Here is a 24,604-nt window from a genome sequence, read left to right as displayed (position 1 = left end):
AAGTGATTCGGACGGAAGAACTGCTGCTCAACGTAGGCCCTCAGCATCCCAGCACACACGGCGTGTTCAGGATTATTGTGAAGCTCGACGGCGAGGTCATTACGGAAGCGACCCCTGTCATGGGCTATCTGCACCGCGGCACCGAGAAGCTCGCTGAGAATCTGAATTATACCCAGATCATTCCCTATACCGACCGGATGGACTATGTGTCAGCGATGACGAATAACTACGTGCTCGTGCATGCGGTAGAGACGATGATGGGTCTTGAGGTGCCGGAGCGGGCGGAGTTCATGCGCCTCATCGTGATGGAGCTGCAGCGGGTTGCCAGCCATCTCGTCTGGTGGGGGACGTATCTCCTTGATATTGGCGCGATGAGCCCCTTCCTCTATGCCTTCCGGGATCGGGAGACGATTATTAATCTGTTCAACGAGCTGTGCGGGGCTAGGCTTACCTATAACTACATGCGAGTGGGCGGAGTGAAGTGGGATGCGCCTCCAGGCTGGATCGACAAGGTTGCGGAATTCATCCCTTACATGAAGAAGAAGCTGCAAGAGTACGACAATCTGGTCAGCGGCAACGAGATCTTCCTGGCGCGCATTAAGGGAATCGGCACTTACGATGCCCAGACTGCCATTGATTATGGGTTATCAGGCGCCAACCTGCGCTGCACCGGCGTGGATTGGGATCTGCGCAAGGCAGAGCCTTACAGCTTGTACAGCCGCTTCGAATTCGATGTGCCCCTCGGGCAAAAAGGTGACTGCTACGACCGCTATGTCATACGGCTCGAAGAGATTCGCCAGAGTCTGCGAATTCTAAGGCAGGCGCTTGAGCAATTCCCCTCTTCCGGCGAGGTCATGGGCAAGGTGCCACGGGTCATCCGTCCTCCGGCAGGAGAAGTATATGTTCGCATTGAATCTCCGCGCGGCGAGATTGGCTGCCATATCGTCTCCAAGGGCAAGGCAGAGCCGTACCGGCTTAAGTTCCGCCGGCCCTCCTTCGTCAATCTGCAGATTCTGCCCAAGCTGCTCGTGGGCGAGACGATGACCAACCTCATTACGATTCTTGGCGGAGTGGATATTGTCGTCGGGGAGGTGGATTGCTGATGGGCCAGCTGCTGGCGGAAGCCTTAACGTGGAGCAATGCCCTGATCATGCTGCTATGGGGAGTCGTGCTGCTCCTCGTTGTGCTCGGATTCGTCACCTATGCGATCTATTTCGAGCGGAAGGTCATCGGCTGGATGCAGCTTCGAATCGGGCCTAACCGAGTAGGCCCGCTTGGTCTGCTCCAGACGGTGGCTGATATATTGAAGCTTCTGATTAAGGAGGATACGATTCCTCGCAAGGCCGACAGGACGCTTTTCATCCTTGCGCCTGTCCTAGCTTATGTTCCTGCATTCTCGGTGCTGGCCGTCATTCCCTATACACAGAACCTATACTTCGCGGATCTGAACGTTGGACTGCTCTATTATGTGGCGCTGTCGGGCATCTCGACTCTGGCGATTGTGCTGGGGGGCTGGGCTTCGAACAACAAGTATGCGCTGCTCGGGGGGATGCGTTCTGCCGCACAGATGATCTCCTACGAGGTACCGCTGGTCATCTCCGTGGTGGGCGTCATCATGCTGAGCGGGAGCCTCAATCTCCGAGATATCGTTGCCGCGCAGGATGGCGGATGGTTCTGGAATTGGCACTTCCTGCCCCAGATTCTAGGCTTCGTCATCTTCATCATTGCTGCCGTATCGGAGCTGAATCGGACGCCGTTCGATCTGCCGGAGGCGGAGTCCGAGTTGGTCGCGGGCTATCACGTGGAATACAGCGGCTTCCGCTTCGCCTTCTTCATGCTGACAGAGTACGTCTACGTCTATGCGATTGCGGCGCTGACGACCGTCCTGTTCCTAGGCGGCTGGCAGGCTCCAGCGCCGTTCCTGGACTTCGTTCCGGGCATCATCTGGTTCCTGCTGAAGTTCGCGTTCATCGTATTCTTCCTGTTCTGGATTAGAGCGACCTTGCCCCGCATTCGAGTCGATCAGCTCATGGGACTCGGGTGGAAGGTGCTGCTCCCGCTGTCGCTGCTTAATGTGTTCACTACGGCTGCATATATCGAATTCTTCATTAGAAGGTAAGGGAAGGGGATGAGGTTATGAAGGGATTGCTGAAGGGGATGGGCGTGACGCTTGGCGCCATGACGGCGAAGAAGGTAACGACCTCCTACCCGGATGAGCCGTTCTTGATGCCGGACCGATTCCGCGGGATCCAGCACTTTATACCGGATAAGTGTATCGTATGCAATCAATGCGCCCGGATCTGTCCGACTGATTGCATTACACTCACGGGCAAGCCCAATCCCGATCCTGATCGTAAGGGCAAGGTTATCGACACATTCGATATTAACTTCGAGATCTGTATCCTATGCGATCTGTGTACGGAGGTATGTCCGACGGAAGCGATCGTCATGACGAATCACTTCGAGCTGTCGACCTTCAGCCGCGACGACTTGTACAAGGATGCCGACTGGCTGTCGAGCAACAATACCTTAGTCCGTGAGGATAATAACAATATCGGGGCGCCTGCTCCCGCTGCGAAGGGAGGCGCCAAGCCCGGTGTCTAATCTGGTGATTACAGGCGAGACAGCAGCCTTCTTCATCCTGTCAGCTGTGATGATCTGCGGCGCTGTGCTCATGGTGACCTTAACGAAGGTCGTTCATATGGTCATCTCCATGGCCGCAGCCTTCCTCGGACTGGCAGGAATGTTCGTCCTGCTGGAGGCGGAATTCGTCGCCTTCGTGCAAGTGCTGATCTACGCCGGAGCGGTCTCCATCCTCATGATATTCGGCATTATGATGACGAATCATGGGTCAGCCCAGCAGGAGCCGACTCGGCCTCTTCATGAGGCCATGGCTGCTACAGCAGCTATCTCCTTGTTCGCCTTGCTGTTCTATGCGATTCGGAGCACGACCTTCCCCGCTGCCGAGAGCTCCATCTTGCCGGCAGAGGCGGACAACACGATGGAGATAGGGAAGCTGCTCTATACGGGCTACGTTATTCCCTTCGAGCTGCTGTCTATTCTGCTCACAGTGGCCTTCATCGGAGCCATTGCCATTGCGCGTAAGGAGGAGGAATAATTCATGCTTCCATCTTATCTGACTATGGCAGCCATTCTATTCTGCATTGGACTGTACGGCGCACTGGTGAAGCGTAATGCAATTGTCGTTCTTCTCTCCATTGAGCTGATGCTGAATGCGGTGAACCTGAACTTGATTGCCTTCTCGAAGTACGGAGTCGTTCCAGCGCTTACCGGGCAGATCTTCTCCCTGTTCACCATTACAGTCGCCGCAGCTGAAGCGGCGGTAGGGGTAGCCATCCTCATTGCCTTGTTCCGGGCTCGCGGTACGGTTAACGTAGATGAATATGATGAGATGAGGAGGTAAGGCAAGCCCATGGATACTTATACTAGTCTGGCCTGGCTAATCCCCCTCTTCCCGCTCGTATCCTTCGTGCTTACCCTTACGCTAGGACGAAGCTTCCGCAAGGCAGGCATCCTTATCGGCTCAGCAGGCTCCCTTGCGGCGCTGGTGTTATCGCTTCTTATATTAATCGAGCGATCAGGGGGAGGAGCAGAAGATTACAACAGCAGCTTCCAGTGGATACAGATTGGCGAATTCACGCTTAGTATGGGCTTCGAAGTAACGAATCTGACCGCCCTGATGCTAGCGGTTGTCACGCTTGTCTCCTTCCTCGTGAACGTCTATTCGGCAGGATATATGCGAGAGGATGAACGAATTACCGTCTACTACAGCTACATTGCGCTGTTCAGCTTCTCCATGTTGGGCCTTGTATTAGCGGATAACCTCCTGTCTCTGTACGTGTTCTGGGAGCTGGTAGGCGTATCATCCTTCCTCCTTATTGGATTCTGGTATGCGAAGCCGGGAGCCCGTGCAGCAGCGAAGAAGGCCTTCATCGTCACTCGCATCGGAGATGCCGGATTGCTCATCGCGATTCTGCTCTTATTCTGGTATATGCCGGATCATGCGCTTGACTTCGTAAGTCTACATAATGTGTTCGAAGGCGCAGCAGGCAGCATTGCCTCTGAGATTACAACGCTAATCGCGCTCCTCATCTTCCTTGGTGCAGTCGGCAAGTCCGGCCAGTTCCCGCTTCATGTGTGGCTGCCCGATGCGATGGAGGGACCGACGCCAATTAGTGCGCTGATTCACGCCGCTACGATGGTTGCGGCTGGTGTCTATCTCGTAGCGAGGACATTCGATATATTCCAAGCCTCTGAAGCAGCCATGGGGACGGTCGCCTACTTCGGCGGGTTCACCGCTATCTTCGCAGCGACGATCGCGCTAACTCAGAACGATCTGAAGCGCATCCTTGCGTATTCAACCGTGTCACAGCTAGGCTACATGATGATGGCGCTCGGTCTTGGTTCGCTGACAGGCGGCATCTTCCACCTGTTCACCCACGCCTTCTTCAAGGCGCTGCTATTCCTCGCTGCAGGAAGTGTCATCCACGCCGTTCATACGCAGAATATTCAGGAGATGGGCGGCCTAGGCACCAGGATGAGAATTACCGCATGGACATTCGCGATTGGTGCGCTTGCTCTATCCGGCATTCCGCCATTCTCAGGCTTCTGGTCTAAGGATGTGATACTAAGCGCGGCGCTTGACCATAACCCGCTCCTATTCGGAGTTGGACTCCTTACCGCCTTCTGCACGGCGCTGTATATGACGCGGTTATACTTCCTCGTCTTCCTTGGCAAGCCTGGCAAGCCTGGGCCTGGCAAGCCCCAAGGGGAAGGGCAGCATAGCGGGCAGGGACGAAGCAGCCATACGGGTGTTAAGGAGTCTCCGCCTGTCATGACAGTTCCTCTCCTAGTCTTAGCCTTCCTTAGCCTAACTTCAGGCTTCCTTGAGACCCCTTGGAACCCGATGCTGGGCAGCTGGCTAAGCGGTGAAGCCGAGGAAGCCCATGCGAGCGGGCTCGTCATCATTGCATCCATTGCCGTCAGCGTATTAGGGATCTATATCGGCTGGCTGCTCTATGGCAAGGGGAGCATTCGAAGAGATCTAGTGAGCTCTTCGGCGCCTTGGCTCGTGAAGCTTCCCCAGCGCAAGTATTATATCGATGAAGTCTATGAGGTGCTGATCGTAGCGCCGCTGCGAGGCATCGGCCATGCGCTTACAGCCTTCGACCGCTACGTGGTCGACGGTGTTGTTAGAGGAATTCAGTCGATGACCAGCACATTCGGCATGAATACTGCTAGAGTACAGAATGGCCAAGTCCAGACCTACGGACTTGCGGCAGCACTTGGGCTGGTCATTATGATCATCGCCATTGTCGGAAGGAGGTTCTGGTAATGGGCAGCCTGTCCGAAGTGCCAATCTTATCCCTAATCCTTGCATCTCCGTTGTTAGGTCTGCTTGTCCTTCTCTGCTTGCCGAAGCATCGGACCCGGTGGCTGCAGACGACGGCTATTGCTGCCACGCTGCTGCCGCTGCTCTTCTCTCTATGGCTATATGTAGATTACAACAAGACCCAAGGGTCGGAGTCCTATCCCGAGAGCTATACATGGATGGATGTCCCGCTGAACCATGAGACACAGGAGGGGGTGCAGGCTTACCGGCTAGTATTCGACTACTCGCTTGCGGTGGACGGCCTCTCACTGCCGCTTGTGCTACTGACTACTCTGGTGACCGCCATGGCAGCACTCGCTTCTATTCATATCCGCAAGCGTTGGCAATCCTTCTATGCCTGGTTCCTCCTGCTGGAGTTCGGCATGCTCGGCGTCTTCTTGGCCAGAGACCTGCTCTTATTCTTCGTGTTCTTCGAGCTTACGCTCATCCCGATGTTCTTCCTGATCGGCATCTGGGGCTATGGGAACCGGGAGAAGGCGGCGAACAAGTTCCTGCTCTACAACGGCGTCGGATCTGCACTCATGCTAATTGCCTTCGTCATCCTGATTAATATGGCCGGCTTCCGTCTGGAGCAGACCGCGGAGCAGGTTCAGTTCATCTACAGCGGCAGCTATGAGGTGATTCAGCAGAATCTGAGTAATCCGGAAGCCTGGGTTAACCTAAGCCCAGCTCAGACGAACGGGATGAACCCTTGGCATATGAGCGAGGGGATGAGCTGGACGATCTTCCTCCTGCTGCTGGCCGCGTTCGGCATTAAGCTCCCAATCTTCCCGTTCCACACGTGGATGCTTAAGGTACATACGGAAGCACCGCCGTCCGTCGTCATGATTCATTCAGGCATCCTTCTCAAGATGGGCGCCTACGGCCTTCTCCGCTTCGGCATCCTCCTCTTCCCGGAACAAGCGAGAGAGTGGGCAGGCGTATTAGCTGTACTAGGTGTCATTAATGTGCTCTACGGAGCTGTGCTAGCCCTCGTGCAGAAGGAGTTCAAGCTCGTGCTTGCCTACTCTTCCATTAGTCATATGGGCATCGTGCTGCTCGGCATCGCTTCCTTGAATGAGATTGGAATGGGCGGAGCGGTATTCCAGCTTGTCTCTCACGGCTTCGTCTCAGCTCTGCTGTTCCTCGTTGTAGGCAGTCTCTACGAGCGCACCGGGACGACCGAGCTGCAGGAGCTAGGCGGACTGGCCAGATCTCTACCATTCCTGAGCGGCATTCTGCTGGCAGCAGGCATGGCTTCGCTAGGATTGCCAGGCCTGTCCGGCTTCATCGGCGAGTTCCTCTCTATACTGGGCCTGTTCGAATCCATGCGCTGGCTCGGTGCAGCAGCGGTAATTGGCGTGATTATAACGGCAGTCTATATTCTGCGGAGTGTGCTCGGCATCACCTTCGGACCTATCTCGGAGCGGCACAGCGCCTTGAAGGATGCCCGGCTCATTGAAGCCGTGCCGATGATTGTACTGCTGGCCTTCATCATTCTGCTTGGCATCTACCCCTCCATCTTAATGGATGTCATTCAGCTCCATATGGGGGACTTGTATCAAGACATCATAGCCGGCATGGGCGGAGGGATGAATCATGGTGGATAGCTTAACGATGGCCCCGCTCACCTGGACCGATATGCTCGTCTTAGCTCCTGAGCTTAGCTTGGCAGCCGTTATGCTGCTTCTCGTCGTTCTGGATCTCGCTCTGCCAAGGCAGGTGAGCAGGGAGCTCATAGGCTGGCTCAGCCTGACGGGCATCCTACTATCTGCGGCGATCATTGTATGGGATATAGTGGAGGGAAGCGGGGCAGCAGGGCAGGGGAATGAGATCATTCGACTGCTTGCAGACAGTTATCGTGTAGATGACTTCGGCCATATCATGAAGCTGATCTTCCTCGCAGCGGCGGGCTTCATCGTCCTGCTAGCCATTGGCTCGGTGAAGCGGGACCCGTCCATTACAGATCATGCGGAGTACTATTACTTGCTCCTCCCAGCTGTCATCGGCGCGATGATCATGTCGTCCTCGGGCAATCTAGTTACCCTATACGTCGGGCTGGAGCTGCTTAGTATTACGACATATGTTCTCATTGGGCTGCGCAAGCGGTCCACGAAGTCAGCGGAGGCAGCATTCAAGTACGTGGTGACAGGGGGCATATCCTCAGCCTTCATCCTGTTCGGCATGTCCTATCTATATGGCGTGACCGGATCGGTTGCTCTCAATGAGATCGCGGCGGCCCTTCCGACTGCCTACGACAATTATGAGGCGCTCGTCTACGTCGGCTTCTTCTTCCTCATAGCGGGCTTCGCTGTGAAAATCGCCGCCGCCCCGTTCCACGCCTGGGCGCCCGATGTCTATCAAGGAGCATCCACGCCTGTGACAGCCTTCCTGGCCGTGGTCTCGAAGGGCGCAGCGCTTGCGGTTGTGTTCCGCATCGTATATAGCACAGCCTTCGTCGCAGGAGGCGGCGAAGGGGTATTCCTCAGCAAGGATGTATTCTTCACCTTGCTCGTACTTGCTGCCGCTGCTATGATTGCAGGCACCACAGCTGCTCTGCGGCAGCACCAGATGAAGAGGCTGCTGGCCCTCTCCGGCGTAGCTAACGCCGGTTACCTGCTCGTCCCGATCGGTATCTCTATTACCATTGTACACAGCAACAACTTCGGAGAGTTCGTCTATTACCTGATCGCTTATCTATTCATGAACATTGGGGCGCTGGCTGTAGTGATGGTGGTAAGCCGGTCCGCCGGGCATGAAGAGATGAGCAGCTTCGCCGGGTTGTACTACCGAGCTCCATGGACAGCGGCTGCAATGGCTGTATTTGTTTTATCTCTTGCCGGACTGCCGGTAACTGGAGGCTTTCTTGGCAAGCTGTTCATTCTGCTGGGAGCGGCCAGCGCCGGTGCGTATTGGCTGGTCGCGATTATGGCGGCAAGTACCGTTGTGTCTTACTACTTTTATTTTGCAATCATTCGCCAGATGTTCATGCGCTCCGGTGAAGAGGACCGGCGGATTGACGTACCATGGGTAATTGGAATGGTAATCTGGCTATGTGCCGGAGTTACTGTGGCGATGGGATTGATTCCTGGACCCATTATGGAGGGCATAGAGAAGGTGTTCTCCATTCCTGCTGATCTGCTCGTAAGATAAGGATGCCTTCTTGGAATAGAGGAATGCCCCAGCTGCTGATGTGCTGTTGACTTGACCCCTTGTAGGGGCGGCTCCGGCCTTCGGGTCTGGGGCCTTTTTTTGTCACTTGCCACACTATCCCCTTCGCTCAGAGGAGGGGATAATGGCCTAAGTGATGCTCTATACGCCTTAGCATTACCTTCTACTACTAACCCGTTCTGAGCGAAGGGGATAGTGGAGGTGGGTAGCCGAACAGGTACCCGAGAGCTGTAGATTAAGCTTTTTTGGACCCGTACATAGACCGATTACTTCCATCATATGATTAAGCGAATTCCTTACATCCTCGCCGCTGACCTCTTACCTCCACTACCACATTGTCGCAAATCATTCATATCATCCGTTTGACACGAAGAAATATTGGTTTAATATTATAGCAGAAGGAAACTGAAGTGGGTGAGCAATTGTGAATGGCGAAGATATAAGCACCCAGCTTGGGACGCTGAGCGGGGTATCTGGCCTGCTTTCCATCGTGACCGCTATCCTTAGTATTCTGTTCATATGGGTCTTACTGCAGGAGTTCAAGCTCGATGTGTTCTTCCGCCACCCTCGAAGCCCTAAGGCTAGAATGTTCCAGGTGGTCCTGGCAATCGTGATTGGTCACGCACTGGCACGCTTCATTCTCGACTACTGGGAATGGTCGGTTATGCTTAGGAACTTTGTCGAATAACTACGTCGAAATATGTCAACAATGGGTAGTAAAACGACGGTCTTAAACGAAGAACGAGATACGAATGGTATATTTAGTCCTATTTTTAGTCGCTAACGTCAAAAAAAAGTATCCAGTCTCGTATCCATACGATGGATATAAATAACGCTTGTCGATTTATGTAGCTGGATGGTAAGATGAAATTTGGAAATTGAGGAGAATCTCATATTCTTCTGAATAAGGGAATTGGATATTCCAGTTCGCGGAGGGAACATAAGATGACCAAAATAATCGTCCGCGGAGGCCAGCGTCTATCGGGAACGGTCCGTGTCAGCGGTGCAAAAAATGCAGTACTTCCGATATTAGCAGCCTCATTGCTAGCAAATGAAGGAGAAAGCGTCATCTGTGACGTACCCCTCCTCGACGATGTGATGACGATCCAGAAGGTATTAGCCTCTCTGGGTGCAGAGCTTACTTACAACAATGAAAAGATGCGGATATCCGCTCAATCTCTTACTTCTTATGAAGCGCCATATGAGTTCGTCCGGAAGATGAGAGCTTCCTTCCTCGTGATGGGTCCATTGCTTGCTCGACTCGGTAAGGTTAGAATCTCCTTGCCAGGCGGTTGTGCCATTGGTACCAGACCGATCGACCAGCATCTCAAGGGCTTCGAAGCGATGGGAGCAGAGATTACGCTCGGACATGGGTATATAGAAGCAAGTACACCGACACGTCTGAAGGGTGCTAAGATCTATCTCGATGTAGCCAGTGTCGGAGCGACCGAGAACATCATGATGGCTGCAGCACTTGCAGAAGGCACTACGCTGCTTGAGAATGCAGCGAAGGAACCAGAGATTGTAGATCTGGCGAATTACATCAATGCAATGGGCGGCAAGGTTCGGGGTGCAGGCACTGGTCTGATCCGAATTGAAGGCGTCGACAGCTTGCGCGGTGTACAGCATACGGTCATTCCTGACCGAGTGGAAGCGGGAACCTTCATGATTGCAGCTGCTATAACAGGCGGGGATGTATTCATTGAAGGAGCAATTGGTGATCATCTCGCACCTGTCATCTCGAAGATGCAAGAGATGGGTGTCGAGATTATTGAAGCGGATAATGGACTTCACGTTCGTGCGGGTTCGCGTCTGAAGTCAGTCGATGTGAAGACTCTGCCTTATCCAGGCTTCCCGACCGATATGCAGTCTCAGATGATGGCGTTGCTGCTTGCCTCTGAAGGTACTTCTGTCGTGACAGAGACCGTGTTCGAGAACCGGTTCATGCATGTCGAAGAATTCCAGAAGATGAGTGCAGAGATTAAGATCGAAGGCCGCTCTGCTATTATTAGCGGAGGAGTTCCGCTCACAGGGGCTAAGGTGTCTGCAACAGATCTGCGTGCTGGCGCTGCCTTAATCTGTGTTGCGCTCATTGCTGACGGAGAATCTGAGATTACCGGTCTGCACCATGTCGACCGTGGATACGTCGATATTACTGGCAAGCTTGCTGCGCTTGGTGCTGATATCAGACGCGTTGCAGATGGTCAGAGCTCGAAGCCTTCGGCGACTGTGGCAATACTGAAGGAAGCTGTAGCAGCGGCCGCAGCGCCTGCTCTGGAAGCGGAGCCAGTAGCTGTCTATGCCTCAGCAGTTGCTCAGCAAGACCATGCAGCTGCAGCTTACAAGCGCGACAAGGATACCGCACCTGCCCTTAAGGTGCAGCCTACCTGGGCTTAACGATTCATAATAATTATTAGTATATAGCAGTGCTGGATGGGTACCCATAGACTGGACACTTTTTATGAGAAGTGTGCGAGCTATGGGTGCCTTTTTGTTTTGTCTAATAGTTTGGGTATGCATAAATTGGGCTCATTAGACCAAACTACCCCATGTGGAGAACAGGTGTAATCGATAAGTAAAAGTTTTAGTAAAAATAATTGACAATTAGTAAAAAAATGAGTAAATTCTATGTAGTGATCGTAAACGCTTTCAAAAAGGTCACACGATATCGAAAGGGGATCCCACCGATGAAGAAGGCAACACAATGGATGGTCATGCTTCTTATGATTTCCTTATTTGTAACGGCATGCGGCAACTCCGGCAACAACGAAGGAAATAACGGTGATGGGGCAGCAGATGGGGATAAGAAGGTTACCCTAACAGCATGGGCCTGGAACGTGAATGTTGGCGCAATGAACGATGCAATCAAGCTATACCAGAAGGACCATCCGAATGTGTCTCTGAAGGTTGAAGATATCGGCCGTCTTGACGTATATGACAAGCTGTCGACGGGCCTTGCGGCCGGCGGGGCAGGTCTGCCAGACATCGTTCTGGTCGAGGATGACCGGATTCAAGGTTACTTGGACGCTTTTCCGAAGGGATTCGTTAACTTAACGGACAAGGGCTTCGACAAGAAGATTAGCGAGTTCCCTACCTTCAAGCAAGAGATCGTGTCTAAGGACGGCAAGGCTTATGCCTTCCCATTCGATGCAGGTCCTACCGGTATGTTCTACCGCACGGAACTGTTCGAGAAGGCTGGCGTAGATCCAGCGACGATTGAGACATGGGATGACTTCTTCACAGCAGCCAAGACGATTAAGGACAAGACTGGAGCCAGCGCGTTCCCTATTGATAAGTTCAAGGACGATGCACTGTTCCGTATGATGATGAACCAAGCGGGCGTGTATTACTTCGATAAGGACGGCAACATCGACTTCAACAATCCTAAGGTTGTTCAGATTATGGAGCTCCTTAAGAAGTATAACGATGCTGGCCTAATCAAGGACGTTAACGGCTGGGATGGTACGGTGTCGGCAACGATTGACGGTTCTGTAGCGACTGTGCCATTCGGCGCCTGGTACTATGGCACCATCATCGACCAAGCGAAGGATCAGAGCGGCAAGTGGGGCGTGTTCCAGCTGCCGGCACTGGAGAAGGGCGGCAACCGCGCAGCTAACCTCGGCGGCAGCGGCTGGATGATTCCATCAGCATCGAAGAACAAGGATGCGGCTTATGCATTCGCTGAGTACTTCGCGACAACTCCTGAGGTGCAAGAGATTGCCATGAAGAGCTACGGATTATTCCCATCACTAACGAGCGTTTATAGTGCGGAGATTTTCAAGAGCAAGGACGAGTTCTTCTCTGGTCAAGAGATCTTCAAGCTGTTCAGTGATGAGACGAAGAACATCCCGACAGCTTACTTCACGAAGGATTACTCCCTTGGCTTAGACGAGGCGGTTAAGGCACAAGCGGATGTGTTCAACGGTGCTAAGCCGGCCGATGCGCTTAAGAAGGCAGCCGATCGTCTAGCTGATCGTACGAAGCGTGAAGTGAACAAGTAAGTTATAGAGCAGGATACAGCGGGAGATGGCGAGGGATTAATCCCTTTAGTCTCCCGCCTTTCATTTTTTCCAAGCGGAGGTGTCGCAGTGAAGACGAAGACGTATGTCCCGTATCTATTTCTAATGCCTGCTGTTGTGTTATTTGCCGTATTCATGGCTTATCCGATTATTTACTCGTTCCTCCTAAGCTTCCAGACAAGCACAGGGGGGGAGATGGCTTACACTGGCTTCGACAATTACAAGCGACTGTTCAGCGATGAGATACTGGGAACCGCGCTTAAGAATACGTTTATTATCTTAATCATTCAAGTTCCCCTTATGTTGTTCCTATCCATCGTACTCGCGGCTGGACTGAACTCCATTAAGCATCTGAAGGGGATCTTCCGAGTCTCGTTCTTCATGCCTGCCGTCACATCGCTGGTTGCTTACTCCATCATCTTCTCCATCATGCTGATGGGGGATGGTATCGTGAACCAGTTGTTGAACTGGTTCGGTATAGCTTCCGTACCGTGGCTGTCTCACCCGATATGGGCCAAGGCCGCCTTGATCCTAGCCATGACATGGCGCTGGACAGGATACAACATGGTCATTCATCTTGCAGCGATGCAGAATATTTCAGAAGACCTGTATGAAGCAGCATCGCTGGACGGAGCATCGAAGATCAAGCAGTTCTTCGCCATTACGATTCCGCAGCTTAAGCCTGTTCTGCTGTTCACGGCGATTCTGTCTACGATTGGCACCTTGCAGCTATTCGATGAGCCGTACACGTTGACCAAGGGCGGTCCAAGTGATGCAACATTAACGATCGGCATGTACTTATACCAGACAGGCTTCCGGTACTTTGACTTCGGCTATGCCTCTACGCTCGCTTATGTCATCGTTATCCTCATCGGAATCATGTCCTACATTCAATTCAGAGTAACGGGGGATGAGTGATGAGAACGAATCAAGCAAGGTCGTTTGGGCTATATGCTCTGCTTTTCCTCGGAGCTGTTATATCGTTATTCCCATTCTATTGGGCCGTTATCGGAGCGACGAATACGAGCGGCAAGATTTTTGCGAAGCCGCCTATCCTTGTGCCAGGCAATCTGTTCATTGAGAACTTAACCAACCTCAATGAAGCGATAGGCATTGGACGTGTCTTGTTCAACTCCGTGTTCGTAACGGTAATCTACACCGCGCTGAGCTTAATAATCTGTTCAATGGCCGGCTATGCGTTCGCGAAGTTCAGATTCAAGGGCAGGGAGCTTATCTTCGCCATATTCCTGCTGTCCATGATGGTTCCATACCATGCCTTAGTCATTCCCCTGTTCAAAATGATGGCCGCATGGGGCTGGCTGAACTCTTACCAAGCGCTCATCGTGCCAAACCTGGCTTATACCTTCGCTATCTTCCTGATGCGTCAGAATATGATGGCTGTCCCTGACGGACTAATGGAAGCCGGCCGTATAGACGGTGTAGGTGAATGGCGGTTGTTCACTAAAATTATATTGCCGTCTGTGAAGCCTTCCTTGGCTGCAACAGCTATCTTCTTGTTCATGTACCAGTGGAACAGCTTCCTCTGGCCGCTCATTGTCATCAATACGAAGGAAATGTACACCTTGCCGATTGCGCTGTCCTCACTGTTCGGCCTATCGCGCATTGATTACGGCCAAGTGATGGCGGGAGTGACCATCGCCACGGGACCAATCATTATTTTCTTCTTGTCCCTGCAGAAGTACTTCATCTCGGGAATGCTCGGATCAGCGGTGAAGGGGTAGAGCCTTACACTCGCACATAGACACATACAGATAGAGGAGAGAGACCTACATGTATCTAGGCGTAGATTACTATCCAGAATATTGGCCTGCTGAGCTTATTACAGAGGATCTAGACGGTATCGTCGATCTAGGCTCGAATATGGTGAGGATTGGAGAGTTTGCATGGCATCTGATGGAGAAGCAAGAGGGGCAGTTCGACTTCTCGTTCTACGATAACTTGCTTGTTCAGGTTAGACAGCGGGGGCTGTCTGTCATGTTCGGCACACCGACAGCGACCTTCCCCGCGTGGCTGGCCAAGAAGCATCCGACGATCTTGTCCAAGGATGAGTCAGGAGTAACCCGGGTATTCGGGGGGCGTCGTCAATATTGCTTCAATTCCGCTGAATACCGGAAGTACAGCGCAATCATAACTAGGAAGCTTGTCGAACACTTCAGCAAGGAACCGTCTATCGTATCTTGGCAGGTGGATAATGAATTCGGACATGAAGGCAGTGATATGTGCTACTGCGAGCAATGCCATAGCGGGTTCCAGCAGTTCCTGAAGTCCAAGTACGACAGCATCGATAACCTTAATGAGACCTATGGCACCATCTTCTGGGGTCAGACTTACAATGAATTCGATGAGATTCCAATTCCGACGAAGACCATAACGACACATAACCCATCCCTTCAACTGGACTGGGCCAGATTCCGTTCCTACTCCGTGAATGAATATGCAAGAGAGATGGCGGACATTGTGCGTTCTTATAGAGGAGACCATCAGTCAATCACAACTAACGTATCTGGCGGCTTCTTCGGCAAGTGGTTCGACCATGACGAGCATATGCGGCCATTCGACTTCGTCTCCTATGACAACTATCCGGTGTGGGGAGGTCTCGTTGAGCCGATTGCACCGGCGGCGATTGCGATGTCTCATGACTTCAATCGCGGGCTCAAGGATCGTAACTTCTGGATCGTTGAGGAGCTCATGGGAGCTCAAGGCCATAACATTATCGGTTATCTGCCGAGACCGAATCAAGCGAAGATGTGGTCATTCCAGGCGTTCGCCCATGGCTGTACGGACATGCTCTACTTCAACTGGAAGGCCATGACACGCGGTGCCGAGCAGTTCTGTTACGGTGTGGTAGACCATGACAACAAGCGAGGCAGGAAGTACGAAGAAGTGCAGAGAGTGTTCAAGGAGATCACTCCCCATGAATCGGTTCTGAATGCGGCCATTACGTCTGAGATCGCCATCCTGTACGATTACGACAACATATGGTCCTGGCGCGCTCAGCAGCAGAGCAGCTCGTTCGACTTCACCAACGAGCTTCTACGGTTGTACACGCCATTCTATCACCTGAACAGTCATATCGATGTAATTCCTGTGTCACGAGACTTTGCGCGATACAAGGTGTTACTAGTACCTGCTCTACAGATTATTGATGCGGAGTTAGGCGAGAGGCTCTCTGCCTTCGCTGAGGGGGGCGGAACCGTCATCTTCTCCTTCCGTACCGGGCTGAAGGACAAGAACAACAACATCCACTACGGGATGGAGCTGCCAGGTTATGTGGCTGACATGTGCGGTGTCGTCATTCACGGGACAGAGGCGCTGGCTGAAGGAATTGCGGAGCCTATAGTTGCCGTCTCCTCCGGAGGCGATGGCCGCATTCAGCACTCATCCTGTACGGTCTGGCGAGATCTGTTAACACCGACAACGGCTGAGGAGCTGTACCGGTTCGATGACCCGTTCTATCCGGAGGCTGCCCTCACACGTAATCTCTATGGCAAGGGTACGGTCTACTATGTCGGCGGGGGAATAGCGGAAGAAGTCTTGCTCGAGATGGCATCGAATGTTGTCAAACATCATGATATCTGGCATATTGAGAGTGAGCCTGGCGTTGAAGTCTATGCCAGAGTGGAAGGACAGAGCCGTATATTAGTTGTCCTCAACCATACTGCTGAGACGAAGCAATTCCGGGATGTAACCCTTATGCCTTACGAGAGTAAGATTATTAACGCATAGACTTGTGGGACAAGCAGGTAGGTTTCGTCGGTTGAGCAAGGAAGGATACGAGATATGGCAACGATCAAAGACATTGCAAGCAGAGCAGGTGTGTCCATAGCAACGGTGTCGCGGGTGCTTAATTATGATCCTACACTATCAGTGGCGGATGAGACGCGGAAGCGAATTATTGAAGCTGCTCAGCAGCTCAATTACAAGACGCTTCGCGAGCGCAGCAGCCAAGCCGTGAAGGAGCGTTACCGAATCGGACTCTTGAATTGGTACTCCGAGCAGGAAGAGATGCTTGATCCTTACTATATGGCGATACGGCTAAGCGTGGAGAAGGAATGTTTTCACCGTCAGATTGACCTGGTTAAGCTATTCTTGCATCAAGAGAGTTCAGCCGGGCAAGACTGGGGGGCAGAATCACTAGACGGAATCATTGCCATAGGACGCTTCGAGAAGGACGATCTTCTAAGGTTCCCTGTTCATATGGAGCCCCTAGTGTTCGTAGATTCATCACCTGATGAGGGCTTATATGATTCGGTTGTTATTGACTTGCGCAAATCAGTAGATGATGTATTAGGCTACCTCACGAGCCTCGGACACCGTGAGATTGGTTATATTGGTGGACATAACTTAGTCAACAACAAGCGAGTTCAGGATGAACGTGAGCTGGTGTTCGTTCAATGGCTCGAAGCTGCGGGTTACTATAAGGCTGAGTATGTATTCACAGGAGAGAACCTCTATTCCGAAGATGGATATCGGCTGATGAAGCAGGCCCTTCTGTTAGACAAGACGCCGACTGCTTTCTTTGTGGAGAATGACTCCATGGCCGTAGGGGCTCTTCGCGCGATACATGAAGCTAAGCTGCGAGTGCCCCAGGACATCTCCATCGTAGGCTTCAATGATATAGCCATATCGGGCTTCCTCCATCCTGCCTTAACGACCGTCAAGGTTCATATGGAGTTCATGGGGGAGACAGCAGTAGAGCTTATCTCCGAGCGAATGCTAACGAAGCGTGAGATCCCTAAGAAGGTTGTCATCCCTACTAAGCTAACCTTGCGTGAGAGCTGCCAAGCAATCCCCGCTACTCCTTAATCCGAATCTGATATATTCCATCCATTCATATCCTGTAGACCAGACCGTTGTCTCCTTTATTGAAGGGGGTTGCAACGGTCTTTTTCATTTATGCTGTCGTGATGCTGCTCGATAACTGCTCAATGACTGCTCGAGATGTGTTCGCGGCAGAGGACCTCCCTCTTATTTTCCCCTTATGTACGCTATCCCCTTCACTCAGGAATGAGGTGTACAGGATAATTCGTTATACTGTGTTATTCTATCCACCGCTCCCCCAGCCTTAACTTGAACAATGTAACATTCCCAGCGCATGACTGTTAGATACCTGGCGAGGGGGGATCAGGCAGCCTTAAGCTCATTATTATTAATAGTCGTCAGGTTCTGCATCCTATAATCTCTAGCGACAATGTTCTTATAAGTAGGGCATCTATGAATCATACAAGCCTGAACCAAGGTGTTGAATGAGGATGATTGTTGAGCAAATCTGTTGAATCGGAAGCAATATTCATGAAGATAGGCTTGGAGATGCTTACCGCCGATTCCGTTGAATCTCCTGTTCATCCATCGGAAGGATTCCCTTGCATAGTGACGTAGAATTGGCACTCCTCTAAGCCTACCGTACCTCGGTATAATAGTAACCATTGTTGCGGAATGCTCTACGCATCGTTCTAGATAGTCAGCAATGCCATATCTCGTCGGGCGATTCCCATCTAGATCGGAGAAAGTTAACTGATATAGCTTAAGAAGCGTGAGACGGTCCTCATCCTCATCCATATGGCTGGAACCAATCAGTACAGGATGCTCATGAGGGACACGGTCAAGGGTGGGCTTGAATATCTGATATCCATAAACTTCAGAGTCGATTCGCACTTGGTCCGTGAGCAGCTGCGCCTCCTCCACCTGAGACATAGCATCCCGAAGCTTGTGCAGCATAAGCCAAGCAGTCTTGTAAGTAACTCCAATAACCTCTGCGAGGCGTTCTGCATTGATGCTATCCTGCTGGGAGACCAGATACATCGTGTGAATCCACTGAAACAGCGAGGTGCGGGTATTGTGCATCACGGTCCCGGCGGTAAGTGAGTTCTGATAGCCGCAAGACGCGCACTCGTATAGAGGCAGTCGGCGAGTTGAGATTGTGTAGCCATGGGAGTAGCCGCACTTCGCACAGCTGAAGCCATTCGGCCACTTCTGCTCGAACACCCAAGTGCAACAGACCTCTTCATTATGAAAAAACTGACAGAATGCATCAAAGCTCATCTTTTCAAAATGAATGTCCACAGCCCGCCACTCCTTCGAAAGGAACACTTGTTCTTGTTTCATTATAGCAAACATACGTTCTTACTTCAAGAGGTAATTATAAAATAATGTAAATTCCTGAGCGAATGGGATAGTGGTGTGTCGGTGATAAAATGCTCGGGATAATACCTGAGCGAGGGGGATAGTGTGGCAAGGGAGTGAAAAAGGCACGCTCTTCTGAGCGAGGGGGATAGTGAGGCAAGGGAGTAAAAAAAGGCGCCGCCTTCTGAGCGAAGGGGATAGTGGAGCAAAGGAGCGAGAAAGCCATGCCGTGCCTGGAACTCAGAACATACACTAGAACATAATTAAGACCAGCTAACTATATCAGGTGTCGAACTGATAGGGATTTGCTAGGTTCTAGCCTATTATTCGTACTCATAGAATAAATTATCAAGGCTGGAATGAGAGAGAGCCGGTGGTTCTATGCTCTTACTGGCAGCCGATATGGGGAAGGAGAGCACATGAACAATAGAGTTAGATGGAAAATAAGCAAAAGAACGAAATCTAGCAGCAGATTGAGGCAATGGCAATTATTCGGCATTGGCATACTGGCAGGGGCTGCGGTGCTCATGCTTCGCCTGACTGCAGATAAGCTGAATCAGAGCGAGGCGGTAGTGAGCCCCTCCATTCAACAAGTACATGCTCCCATACAAGCTGCGGCATCTCCCCCAGACCTCCCACAGAGGCCGTCGACAGACGCAGCTAGTATACAAGAGAACCGTGAGTCGAAGCCAGTTACTCGCAGTGTCGTGGAGAATGTAAGAGTGAGAGTGTACATTAACGAAGATAAAAGGGTAGAAACCCTTCCCCTAGAACGATATGTAAGAGGGGTGCTGGCAGGGGAAATGCCAATCACCTTCGAACTGGAAGCCCTTAAGGCACAAGCGATTGCTGCTCGTACTTATATCATTAGAAGACTTGAGAACAAAGAACATAAAACGGATATGTCTGTTCCGAATGCGGATGTGACGAACACGGTGGAGCATCAAGTCTATATTCCGCAGCTGAAGCTGATGAAGCTGTGGCCTGCTGACAAGCGGGCAGCTAACTTGGAGAAGCTGAACCGGGCTATTGATGAGACTCGAGGATTAATAATTACCTATGATGGGAATCCGATTGAGGCGGCTTTTTTCTCAACGAGCAATGGGTATACGGAAAATTCTGAAGAATATTGGGACATGTCTGTGCCTTACTTGCGAAGCGTGGCCAGCCCTTGGGATCAGCTCATCTCGCCAAAATATATGGCAACTCAAACCTTCAAGCTAACGGAATTCTATCAGTTGCTGGGAGCTGGCAAGAAGGCAGGGGAGCTTAAAGTACTTGCAAAAACAGCAGGAAATCGGATTAAATCTATTCGGATAGGAAGTAAGGTCTATACAGGCAGAGAGGTTAGAGAGAAGCTCGGTCTGGCATCCTCTGAATTCTCTTGGAAGAAGAGCGGTGACTCTATTACGATTACGACCTATGGGTATGGACATGGAGTTGGTATGAGCCAGTGGGGCGCGAACGGTATGGCTGAGGCAGGCGAGGAGGCGGCAGACATTCTGCGGCATTACTATTCGGGTACGAAGGTCGAGCAGGCTCGTAAACTACCGACTCAGAAGTCATAGCTTCGAATCTTCTGAAAATTCACTATCATCTCACGTATAAACCTAGCAGTTCTGGCAACAATGGCTAGTGAGGTGATAGCAAATGAATGATCAGAACAAACCAAAATCAAGACCAGAAGAAACTCCCAAAAATGCTCTGGGAGGCACGCCCGCAATCAAGTCTAGCAATGGATTCAAGAGACTGCTGTCGAGAAAATGGGTAACGCCTGCTATGTTCATGGCCGCGGCAGCAATTATCGTAACCTTAATGTGGATCTACCAAGGAGCGGATCAGAGTACACCGACAACTGAGAAAGCCAATCCTACGGAAGTATCCCAAGGGAACGATGAAAATGCTGGTACCGAGGAAGAAGCAGTAGGCGTAATCTCAGGCAATGAAACGATGCGTTGGCCGGTTGCTAATAAGGATGAGCTCCAGGTAGCCATTCCTTACTATGATGAGAAGGGCACCGAGGCTGAGAAGCAAGCAGCTCTGACCGTGTCGCAAGACGGAAGCACGTACACACCGCATACCGGAGTAGACTTTGCAAGCAAGGATAACATGCCGTTCGATGTCATGGCTGCCCTGAGCGGTAAGGTAACGCTTGTAGAGAAGCATCCTACGAATGGCAATGTGGTAGAGATCACTCACAGCGACGGTCTGGTTACGATGTATCAGAGCCTCAGCAACGTCACCGTTAAGCAAGGTGATGAAGTGAAGCAGGATACTGTTCTAGGTCAAGCGGGACGAAGCGACCTGGAGAAGGACCTTGGCATTCATGCCCACTTCGAGGTACGCAAGGATGGCAAAGCCATTAATCCGGCAAGCTTGATTCAAGAGGAGCAGTAAACAGCAGCAATTCGTAAGTTAGGGCTTTAGCCCTTGCAGGCAGTGGATTTATCCACTGCCTGTTTTTGTTTTCATGAAAATTTTCGGCTTAAACAGCTTGTCACGCTTGACAACTTAGAATATCTACCCACTCGACTCATATAATGTACCAAACTATCTCGAGTAGGGAGGCGGGAACGTGCACGATTACATCAAAGAACGGACGATTAAGATAGGCCGCTGCATCGTCGAAACGAAGCATACCGTTCGGACGATTGCCAAAGAGTTCGGCGTTTCCAAAAGCACGGTGCACAAGGATCTGACCGAGCGTCTGCCAGAGATTAATCCTGATCTGGCTGACCAAGTGAAGCACATCCTGGAATACCACAAGTCCATCCGCCACTTACGCGGAGGAGAAGCGACCAAAATCAAATATAAGAAAACGAGCTCCAGGAAGCGAGAAGTCATTGCAGCAGGCAAAACGTAAATAATTTTTTAGTAAGGCAGTAGGATTTTGATGGTTTTTAGCGAATAATGTACGTTAGCGGTCTCTATGTCAATAGGACCATGTGGTATGACGGTGATTACATTATTCGTTGGGGGACCTAAGCCTTATGTGGAGCAAGGATATTGGTATTGATCTCGGGACTGCAAACGTCTCTATTCATGTGAAAGGGAGGGGCGTTGTTCTTGATGAGCCTTCGGTCGTTGCGATTGAGAGCGATTCAAAACGCGTGCTTGCTGTCGGTGAAGAAGCGCATCGAATGGTCGGGCGGACGCCCGGTAACATCATTGCCATTCGCCCTCTCCGGGATGGAGTAATTGCAGACTTCGAGATTACGGAAATTATGCTAAAAGCATTCATCGACCGGGTGGAAGGACGGAAATTCGCAAGCCGCCCGCGTATTCTCATCTGTGCCCCAACGAACATTACATCTGTAGAGCAGAAGGCCATTCGCCAAGCGGCAGAGCGAAGCGGTGCGCGAGAGGTGTATATGGAGGAAGAGCCTAAGGCTGCAGCAATCGGCGCGGGGATGGACATCTTCCAGCCAAGCGGCAATATGGTCGTAGATATTGGCGGGGGCACAACGGATGTCGCCGTCTTGTCGATGGGCGATATCGTAACGGCATCCTCAATTAAGGTAGCTGGAGACAAGTTCGACGGCGCCATTATGAAGTACATCAAAAATAAGTACAAGCTGCTTATTGGCGAGCGCACAAGTGAAGACATCAAAATCAAAATCGGCACGGTATACGGTACGGGCCGAGGAGCAGAAATGGACATACGCGGACGTGATATGGTGACAGGGCTGCCGCTCACGATTACGATTCGGTCGAATGAAGTTCGTGAAGCGCTGTGGGACTCCGTGTCGTCGATCGTGACGGCAGCCAAAACGGTCCTGGAGCAGACACCTCCTGAGCTGTCCGCTGATATTATAGATCGCGGCGTCATCCTGACGGGCGGCGGAGCGCTGCTGGACGGGCTCGATGCCCTGCTGGCAGAGGAGCTTAAGGTTCCTGTGCTTATTGCCGAAGATCCTATGCATTGTGTCGTCAAGGGAACGGGCATTATGCTGGACAACCTGGATAAGTTAGGAAAGAAAAAGTCAATCCGAGCTTAGGTTCGCACGGGTAGGACGCCATGGGGAGGCGTGCCGAGGTGTGAATGGGCCAAAGGTCGCATGGACAAGCTATTCACCCTTCATGGATAACAACCGATAAAGAAACAATAGGTCAAAAAAGACAACGGGGAATCCGGGAGGAACGTCCATGCTAAGAGGATTGTACACTGCAGCAGCCGGAATGGTTGCTCAGCAGCGCAGACATGATACCGTTACAAACAATATTTCAAATATTAATACGCCTGGGTATAAGCAGACGAATGCGGTCACCCGTTCTTTTCCCGACATGCTGCTGTCCATGACAGGTGTCAACAATCTGCCGGACAAGCAGATCGGGAGGGTAAGCACTGGAGTATTCGCTGAAGAGAGTCTGGCGATCTACTTGCAGGGCGATCTGATGCAGACGAATAAGGCATCTGACTTCGCCATTATGTCTGAGATTCAAGTGCCTGGAGTGAACTTCGACGCCTCTGGCAAAGCAATCTCGGAGGATGGTGAAGTGATCTTCCAGCCGCAAGCCTTCTTCACGGTGCAGAATAGCGATGGTGAGGAACGCTACACTCGGGGAGGCAAGTTCACGCTGACGGATGAGGGATTCCTCATTACAAATGACGGCTCGAGTGTGCTGGGAAGGAATGGACAGCCGATTCGGTTCGCTCCAGGAGTTGGGCTAGAGGGGCTGGTGCTGACCGAAGACCAGCGCTTCGTTAATGCGGTGACCGGTCAAGATACGGGAGCAGCACTGCTGCTCACTCAGATTAATAATCCGAATGAGCTCGTGCGGGACGGGGATGGGAAGTTCCGCTTGACTCAGGATGGAGGCACGCAGCCTGTTGCTGCTGATGCGAGGGTAGAAGTGCGTCAAGGATATGTGGAGCGATCCAATGTAGATGCCGCTCAGTCATCCGTTGATCTGATGGCTGCGCTTCGCGCCTATGAAGCGAATCAGAAGGTCATTCAGTTCTATGACCAGAGCTTGAACAAGGCAGTGAACGAAGTCGGCCGTATCTAAGCGGAATAGATCTGGGAGGTACTCACGATGAACAGCTCCATGATTAATGCAATGGTATCGATGGGCGGCTTGCAGCAGAAGCTGGATCTGCTCGCTGATAACATAGCGAATGTGAACACAGTAGGTTATAAGCGGAAGGAAGCTTCATTCGAGGATCTGCTCACGAATGCGAAGCGTCAGCCTGAAGCATTCAACCAGCCTGGGCGATTGTCACCGATGAACTTCAATCAAGGCTGGGGCGCGAGGATGACTTCCATACAGCCTGATCTGGCACAGGGCTCGCTCCAAGAGACTGGCAGCGCTGGTGATATTGCCATTGAAGGTAATGCCTTGTTCGAGGTCATTGTGAATGAAGAAGGCACTAGAGCCTATACGCGCGGTGGAGCCTTCCAGTTGACGATCGCGGCAAACGGTGATACCATACTGGCAACAGAAGACGGTTATCCAGTAGTAGCGAACTTGCCTGGCGGCGGTGAAGGAAGCATTAAGATTCCGAATGGTTATTCCCTTCGTGTGAATCCCGATGGCTCTGTACAAGGCGTCAAGGCTACAGGCGAGACGATCCAGCTTGGCAGCATGAAGCTCGTGCAGGCAGCAAGGCCTGCTGCGCTCACTGCCGTAGCAGACAACCTGTACGCAGTCGCTGAAGGCCTTAACCTGCAAGATGTCCTCCGGCCGGTAGACGATGCAGCTGCCGAAGGCATTGCACTGCGTCAAGGGTTCCTGGAGCAATCCAATGTGAACCTGTCGGATGAGATGACCGAGCTGATTAACGTGCAGAGAGCTTATCAACTTGCTGCTAGAGCGCTAAGCTCCAGCGATACGATGATGGGTCTGTCGAATAATCTGCGCGGATAGATAGGGATGA

22 protein-coding genes are annotated in these 24,604 nt (G+C 51.7%); 21 read left to right on the top strand and 1 reads right to left on the bottom strand.

What is annotated here, in order from left to right; translation table 11 throughout:
* The first annotated feature begins 2 nt into the window (after positions 1 to 2).
* The 15 genes from ACFO9Q_RS13770 to ACFO9Q_RS13700 all read left to right on the top strand — a co-directional run bounded on the left by ACFO9Q_RS13770 (position 3) and on the right by ACFO9Q_RS13700 (position 17,409).
* A complete protein-coding gene (locus tag ACFO9Q_RS13770; RefSeq protein ID WP_379182928.1) occupies positions 3 to 1,103 on the top strand; it encodes an NADH-quinone oxidoreductase subunit D in 1,101 nt (366 codons plus the stop codon).
* A complete protein-coding gene (gene nuoH, locus ACFO9Q_RS13765) occupies positions 1,103 to 2,119 on the top strand; it encodes an NADH-quinone oxidoreductase subunit NuoH (protein WP_379182926.1) in 1,017 nt (338 codons plus the stop codon). The genes ACFO9Q_RS13770 and nuoH overlap by 1 nt, the downstream gene beginning before the upstream one ends.
* Positions 2,120 to 2,136: 17 nt before the next feature.
* The gene (gene nuoI, locus ACFO9Q_RS13760; protein WP_379182924.1) at positions 2,137 to 2,604 is read left to right on the top strand and encodes an NADH-quinone oxidoreductase subunit NuoI; all 468 of its coding nucleotides are present in this window, start codon (positions 2,137 to 2,139) and stop codon (positions 2,602 to 2,604) included.
* A gap of 49 nt (positions 2,605 to 2,653) precedes the next feature.
* Positions 2,654 to 3,118: an NADH-quinone oxidoreductase subunit J gene (locus ACFO9Q_RS13755; protein WP_379183075.1), complete on the top strand. Its 465-nt coding sequence runs from the start codon at positions 2,654 to 2,656 to the stop codon at positions 3,116 to 3,118.
* Positions 3,119 to 3,121: 3 nt separating this feature from the next.
* Positions 3,122 to 3,424: an NADH-quinone oxidoreductase subunit NuoK gene (gene nuoK, locus ACFO9Q_RS13750; RefSeq protein ID WP_379182922.1), complete on the top strand. Its 303-nt coding sequence runs from the start codon at positions 3,122 to 3,124 to the stop codon at positions 3,422 to 3,424.
* Between the two features lie 9 nt (positions 3,425 to 3,433).
* Positions 3,434 to 5,356, top strand: a complete 1,923-nt coding sequence (nuoL, locus tag ACFO9Q_RS13745) for an NADH-quinone oxidoreductase subunit L (RefSeq protein WP_379182920.1) — start codon at positions 3,434 to 3,436, stop codon at positions 5,354 to 5,356.
* The gene (locus ACFO9Q_RS13740; protein ID WP_379182918.1) at positions 5,356 to 7,002 is read left to right on the top strand and encodes a complex I subunit 4 family protein; all 1,647 of its coding nucleotides are present in this window, start codon (positions 5,356 to 5,358) and stop codon (positions 7,000 to 7,002) included. Before nuoL ends, ACFO9Q_RS13740 begins: the two co-directional genes overlap by 1 nt.
* On the top strand, positions 6,992 to 8,545 hold the full coding sequence (locus ACFO9Q_RS13735; RefSeq protein ID WP_379182916.1) for an NADH-quinone oxidoreductase subunit N: 1,554 nt from the start codon (positions 6,992 to 6,994) through the stop codon (positions 8,543 to 8,545). Before ACFO9Q_RS13740 ends, ACFO9Q_RS13735 begins: the two co-directional genes overlap by 11 nt.
* A 442-nt stretch (positions 8,546 to 8,987) precedes the next feature.
* Complete coding sequence (locus ACFO9Q_RS13730) at positions 8,988 to 9,251, top strand: DUF1146 family protein (protein WP_379182914.1); 264 nt, start codon at positions 8,988 to 8,990, stop codon at positions 9,249 to 9,251.
* Between the two features lie 257 nt (positions 9,252 to 9,508).
* Positions 9,509 to 10,960 carry a UDP-N-acetylglucosamine 1-carboxyvinyltransferase gene (gene murA, locus ACFO9Q_RS13725; protein WP_379182912.1) on the top strand — a complete coding sequence of 484 codons (1,452 nt, stop codon included), beginning with the start codon at positions 9,509 to 9,511 and terminating at the stop codon, positions 10,958 to 10,960.
* Between the two features lie 290 nt (positions 10,961 to 11,250).
* Complete coding sequence (locus tag ACFO9Q_RS13720; protein ID WP_379182910.1) at positions 11,251 to 12,564, top strand: ABC transporter substrate-binding protein; 1,314 nt, start codon at positions 11,251 to 11,253, stop codon at positions 12,562 to 12,564.
* Positions 12,565 to 12,651: 87 nt separating this feature from the next.
* Positions 12,652 to 13,500, top strand: coding sequence for a carbohydrate ABC transporter permease (locus tag ACFO9Q_RS13715; RefSeq protein ID WP_379182908.1), 849 nt, complete (start codon positions 12,652 to 12,654; stop codon positions 13,498 to 13,500).
* Complete coding sequence (locus tag ACFO9Q_RS13710) at positions 13,500 to 14,324, top strand: carbohydrate ABC transporter permease (protein WP_379182906.1); 825 nt, start codon at positions 13,500 to 13,502, stop codon at positions 14,322 to 14,324. Before ACFO9Q_RS13715 ends, ACFO9Q_RS13710 begins: the two co-directional genes overlap by 1 nt.
* Before the next feature lie 49 nt (positions 14,325 to 14,373).
* Positions 14,374 to 16,329 (top strand): beta-galactosidase, encoded by a 1,956-nt coding sequence (locus ACFO9Q_RS13705; RefSeq protein WP_379182904.1) that lies wholly within the window; start codon positions 14,374 to 14,376, stop codon positions 16,327 to 16,329.
* 54 nt (positions 16,330 to 16,383) lie between these two features.
* Positions 16,384 to 17,409, top strand: a complete 1,026-nt coding sequence (locus ACFO9Q_RS13700) for a LacI family DNA-binding transcriptional regulator (protein ID WP_379182902.1) — start codon at positions 16,384 to 16,386, stop codon at positions 17,407 to 17,409.
* 318 nt (positions 17,410 to 17,727) lie between these two features.
* On the opposite strand, the gene ACFO9Q_RS13695 is transcribed toward ACFO9Q_RS13700, so the two are convergent.
* A complete protein-coding gene (locus ACFO9Q_RS13695; RefSeq protein WP_379183073.1) occupies positions 17,728 to 18,645 on the bottom strand; it encodes a transposase in 918 nt (305 codons plus the stop codon).
* A gap of 500 nt (positions 18,646 to 19,145) precedes the next feature.
* Between ACFO9Q_RS13695 and spoIID the strand changes: the two genes are divergently transcribed.
* From spoIID to ACFO9Q_RS13665, 6 genes are all read left to right on the top strand, one after another.
* A complete protein-coding gene (gene spoIID / locus ACFO9Q_RS13690) occupies positions 19,146 to 20,294 on the top strand; it encodes a stage II sporulation protein D (protein ID WP_379182900.1) in 1,149 nt (382 codons plus the stop codon).
* Between the two features lie 82 nt (positions 20,295 to 20,376).
* Positions 20,377 to 21,123 (top strand): peptidoglycan DD-metalloendopeptidase family protein, encoded by a 747-nt coding sequence (locus ACFO9Q_RS13685; protein WP_379182898.1) that lies wholly within the window; start codon positions 20,377 to 20,379, stop codon positions 21,121 to 21,123.
* Between the two features lie 178 nt (positions 21,124 to 21,301).
* Entirely contained in the window at positions 21,302 to 21,589 is a 288-nt protein-coding gene (gene spoIIID, locus ACFO9Q_RS13680) for a sporulation transcriptional regulator SpoIIID (protein WP_379182896.1), read from the top strand.
* 127 nt (positions 21,590 to 21,716) lie between these two features.
* Complete coding sequence (mreB, locus tag ACFO9Q_RS13675) at positions 21,717 to 22,724, top strand: rod shape-determining protein MreB (RefSeq protein WP_379182894.1); 1,008 nt, start codon at positions 21,717 to 21,719, stop codon at positions 22,722 to 22,724.
* Positions 22,725 to 22,872: 148 nt separating this feature from the next.
* A complete protein-coding gene (locus tag ACFO9Q_RS13670) occupies positions 22,873 to 23,736 on the top strand; it encodes a flagellar hook-basal body protein (RefSeq protein WP_379182892.1) in 864 nt (287 codons plus the stop codon).
* Between the two features lie 27 nt (positions 23,737 to 23,763).
* Positions 23,764 to 24,594 (top strand): flagellar hook-basal body protein, encoded by an 831-nt coding sequence (locus tag ACFO9Q_RS13665; RefSeq protein ID WP_379182890.1) that lies wholly within the window; start codon positions 23,764 to 23,766, stop codon positions 24,592 to 24,594.
* Positions 24,595 to 24,604: the final 10 nt, after the last annotated feature.

It is taken from the genome of Paenibacillus sp. GCM10023252 (assembly GCF_042653305.1).
Taxonomy (GTDB): domain Bacteria; phylum Bacillota; class Bacilli; order Paenibacillales; family Paenibacillaceae; genus Pristimantibacillus.
This window is presented reverse-complemented; position numbering and strand designations above follow the sequence as displayed.

What these genes read in the sequence shown, in the direction of transcription:
- ACFO9Q_RS13740 (WP_379182918.1), top strand. Translation starts at nt 5,356, where the DNA reads ATGGGCAGCCTGTCCGAAGTGCCAATCTTATCCCTAATCCTTGCATCT.
- ACFO9Q_RS13710 (WP_379182906.1), top strand. Translation starts at nt 13,500, where the DNA reads ATGAGAACGAATCAAGCAAGGTCGTTTGGGCTATATGCTCTGCTTTTC.
- ACFO9Q_RS13695 (WP_379183073.1), bottom strand. Translation starts at nt 18,645, where the DNA reads ATGAGCTTTGATGCATTCTGTCAGTTTTTTCATAATGAAGAGGTCTGT.
- ACFO9Q_RS13720 (WP_379182910.1), top strand. Translation starts at nt 11,251, where the DNA reads ATGAAGAAGGCAACACAATGGATGGTCATGCTTCTTATGATTTCCTTA.
- ACFO9Q_RS13670 (WP_379182892.1), top strand. Translation starts at nt 22,873, where the DNA reads ATGCTAAGAGGATTGTACACTGCAGCAGCCGGAATGGTTGCTCAGCAG.
- murA (WP_379182912.1), top strand. Translation starts at nt 9,509, where the DNA reads ATGACCAAAATAATCGTCCGCGGAGGCCAGCGTCTATCGGGAACGGTC.
- ACFO9Q_RS13685 (WP_379182898.1), top strand. Translation starts at nt 20,377, where the DNA reads ATGAATGATCAGAACAAACCAAAATCAAGACCAGAAGAAACTCCCAAA.
- ACFO9Q_RS13665 (WP_379182890.1), top strand. Translation starts at nt 23,764, where the DNA reads ATGAACAGCTCCATGATTAATGCAATGGTATCGATGGGCGGCTTGCAG.
- ACFO9Q_RS13700 (WP_379182902.1), top strand. Translation starts at nt 16,384, where the DNA reads ATGGCAACGATCAAAGACATTGCAAGCAGAGCAGGTGTGTCCATAGCA.
- mreB (WP_379182894.1), top strand. Translation starts at nt 21,717, where the DNA reads ATGTGGAGCAAGGATATTGGTATTGATCTCGGGACTGCAAACGTCTCT.
- nuoH (WP_379182926.1), top strand. Translation starts at nt 1,103, where the DNA reads ATGGGCCAGCTGCTGGCGGAAGCCTTAACGTGGAGCAATGCCCTGATC.
- nuoI (WP_379182924.1), top strand. Translation starts at nt 2,137, where the DNA reads ATGAAGGGATTGCTGAAGGGGATGGGCGTGACGCTTGGCGCCATGACG.
- ACFO9Q_RS13735 (WP_379182916.1), top strand. Translation starts at nt 6,992, where the DNA reads ATGGTGGATAGCTTAACGATGGCCCCGCTCACCTGGACCGATATGCTC.
- nuoL (WP_379182920.1), top strand. Translation starts at nt 3,434, where the DNA reads ATGGATACTTATACTAGTCTGGCCTGGCTAATCCCCCTCTTCCCGCTC.
- spoIID (WP_379182900.1), top strand. Translation starts at nt 19,146, where the DNA reads ATGAACAATAGAGTTAGATGGAAAATAAGCAAAAGAACGAAATCTAGC.
- ACFO9Q_RS13705 (WP_379182904.1), top strand. Translation starts at nt 14,374, where the DNA reads ATGTATCTAGGCGTAGATTACTATCCAGAATATTGGCCTGCTGAGCTT.
- ACFO9Q_RS13755 (WP_379183075.1), top strand. Translation starts at nt 2,654, where the DNA reads ATGATCTGCGGCGCTGTGCTCATGGTGACCTTAACGAAGGTCGTTCAT.
- nuoK (WP_379182922.1), top strand. Translation starts at nt 3,122, where the DNA reads ATGCTTCCATCTTATCTGACTATGGCAGCCATTCTATTCTGCATTGGA.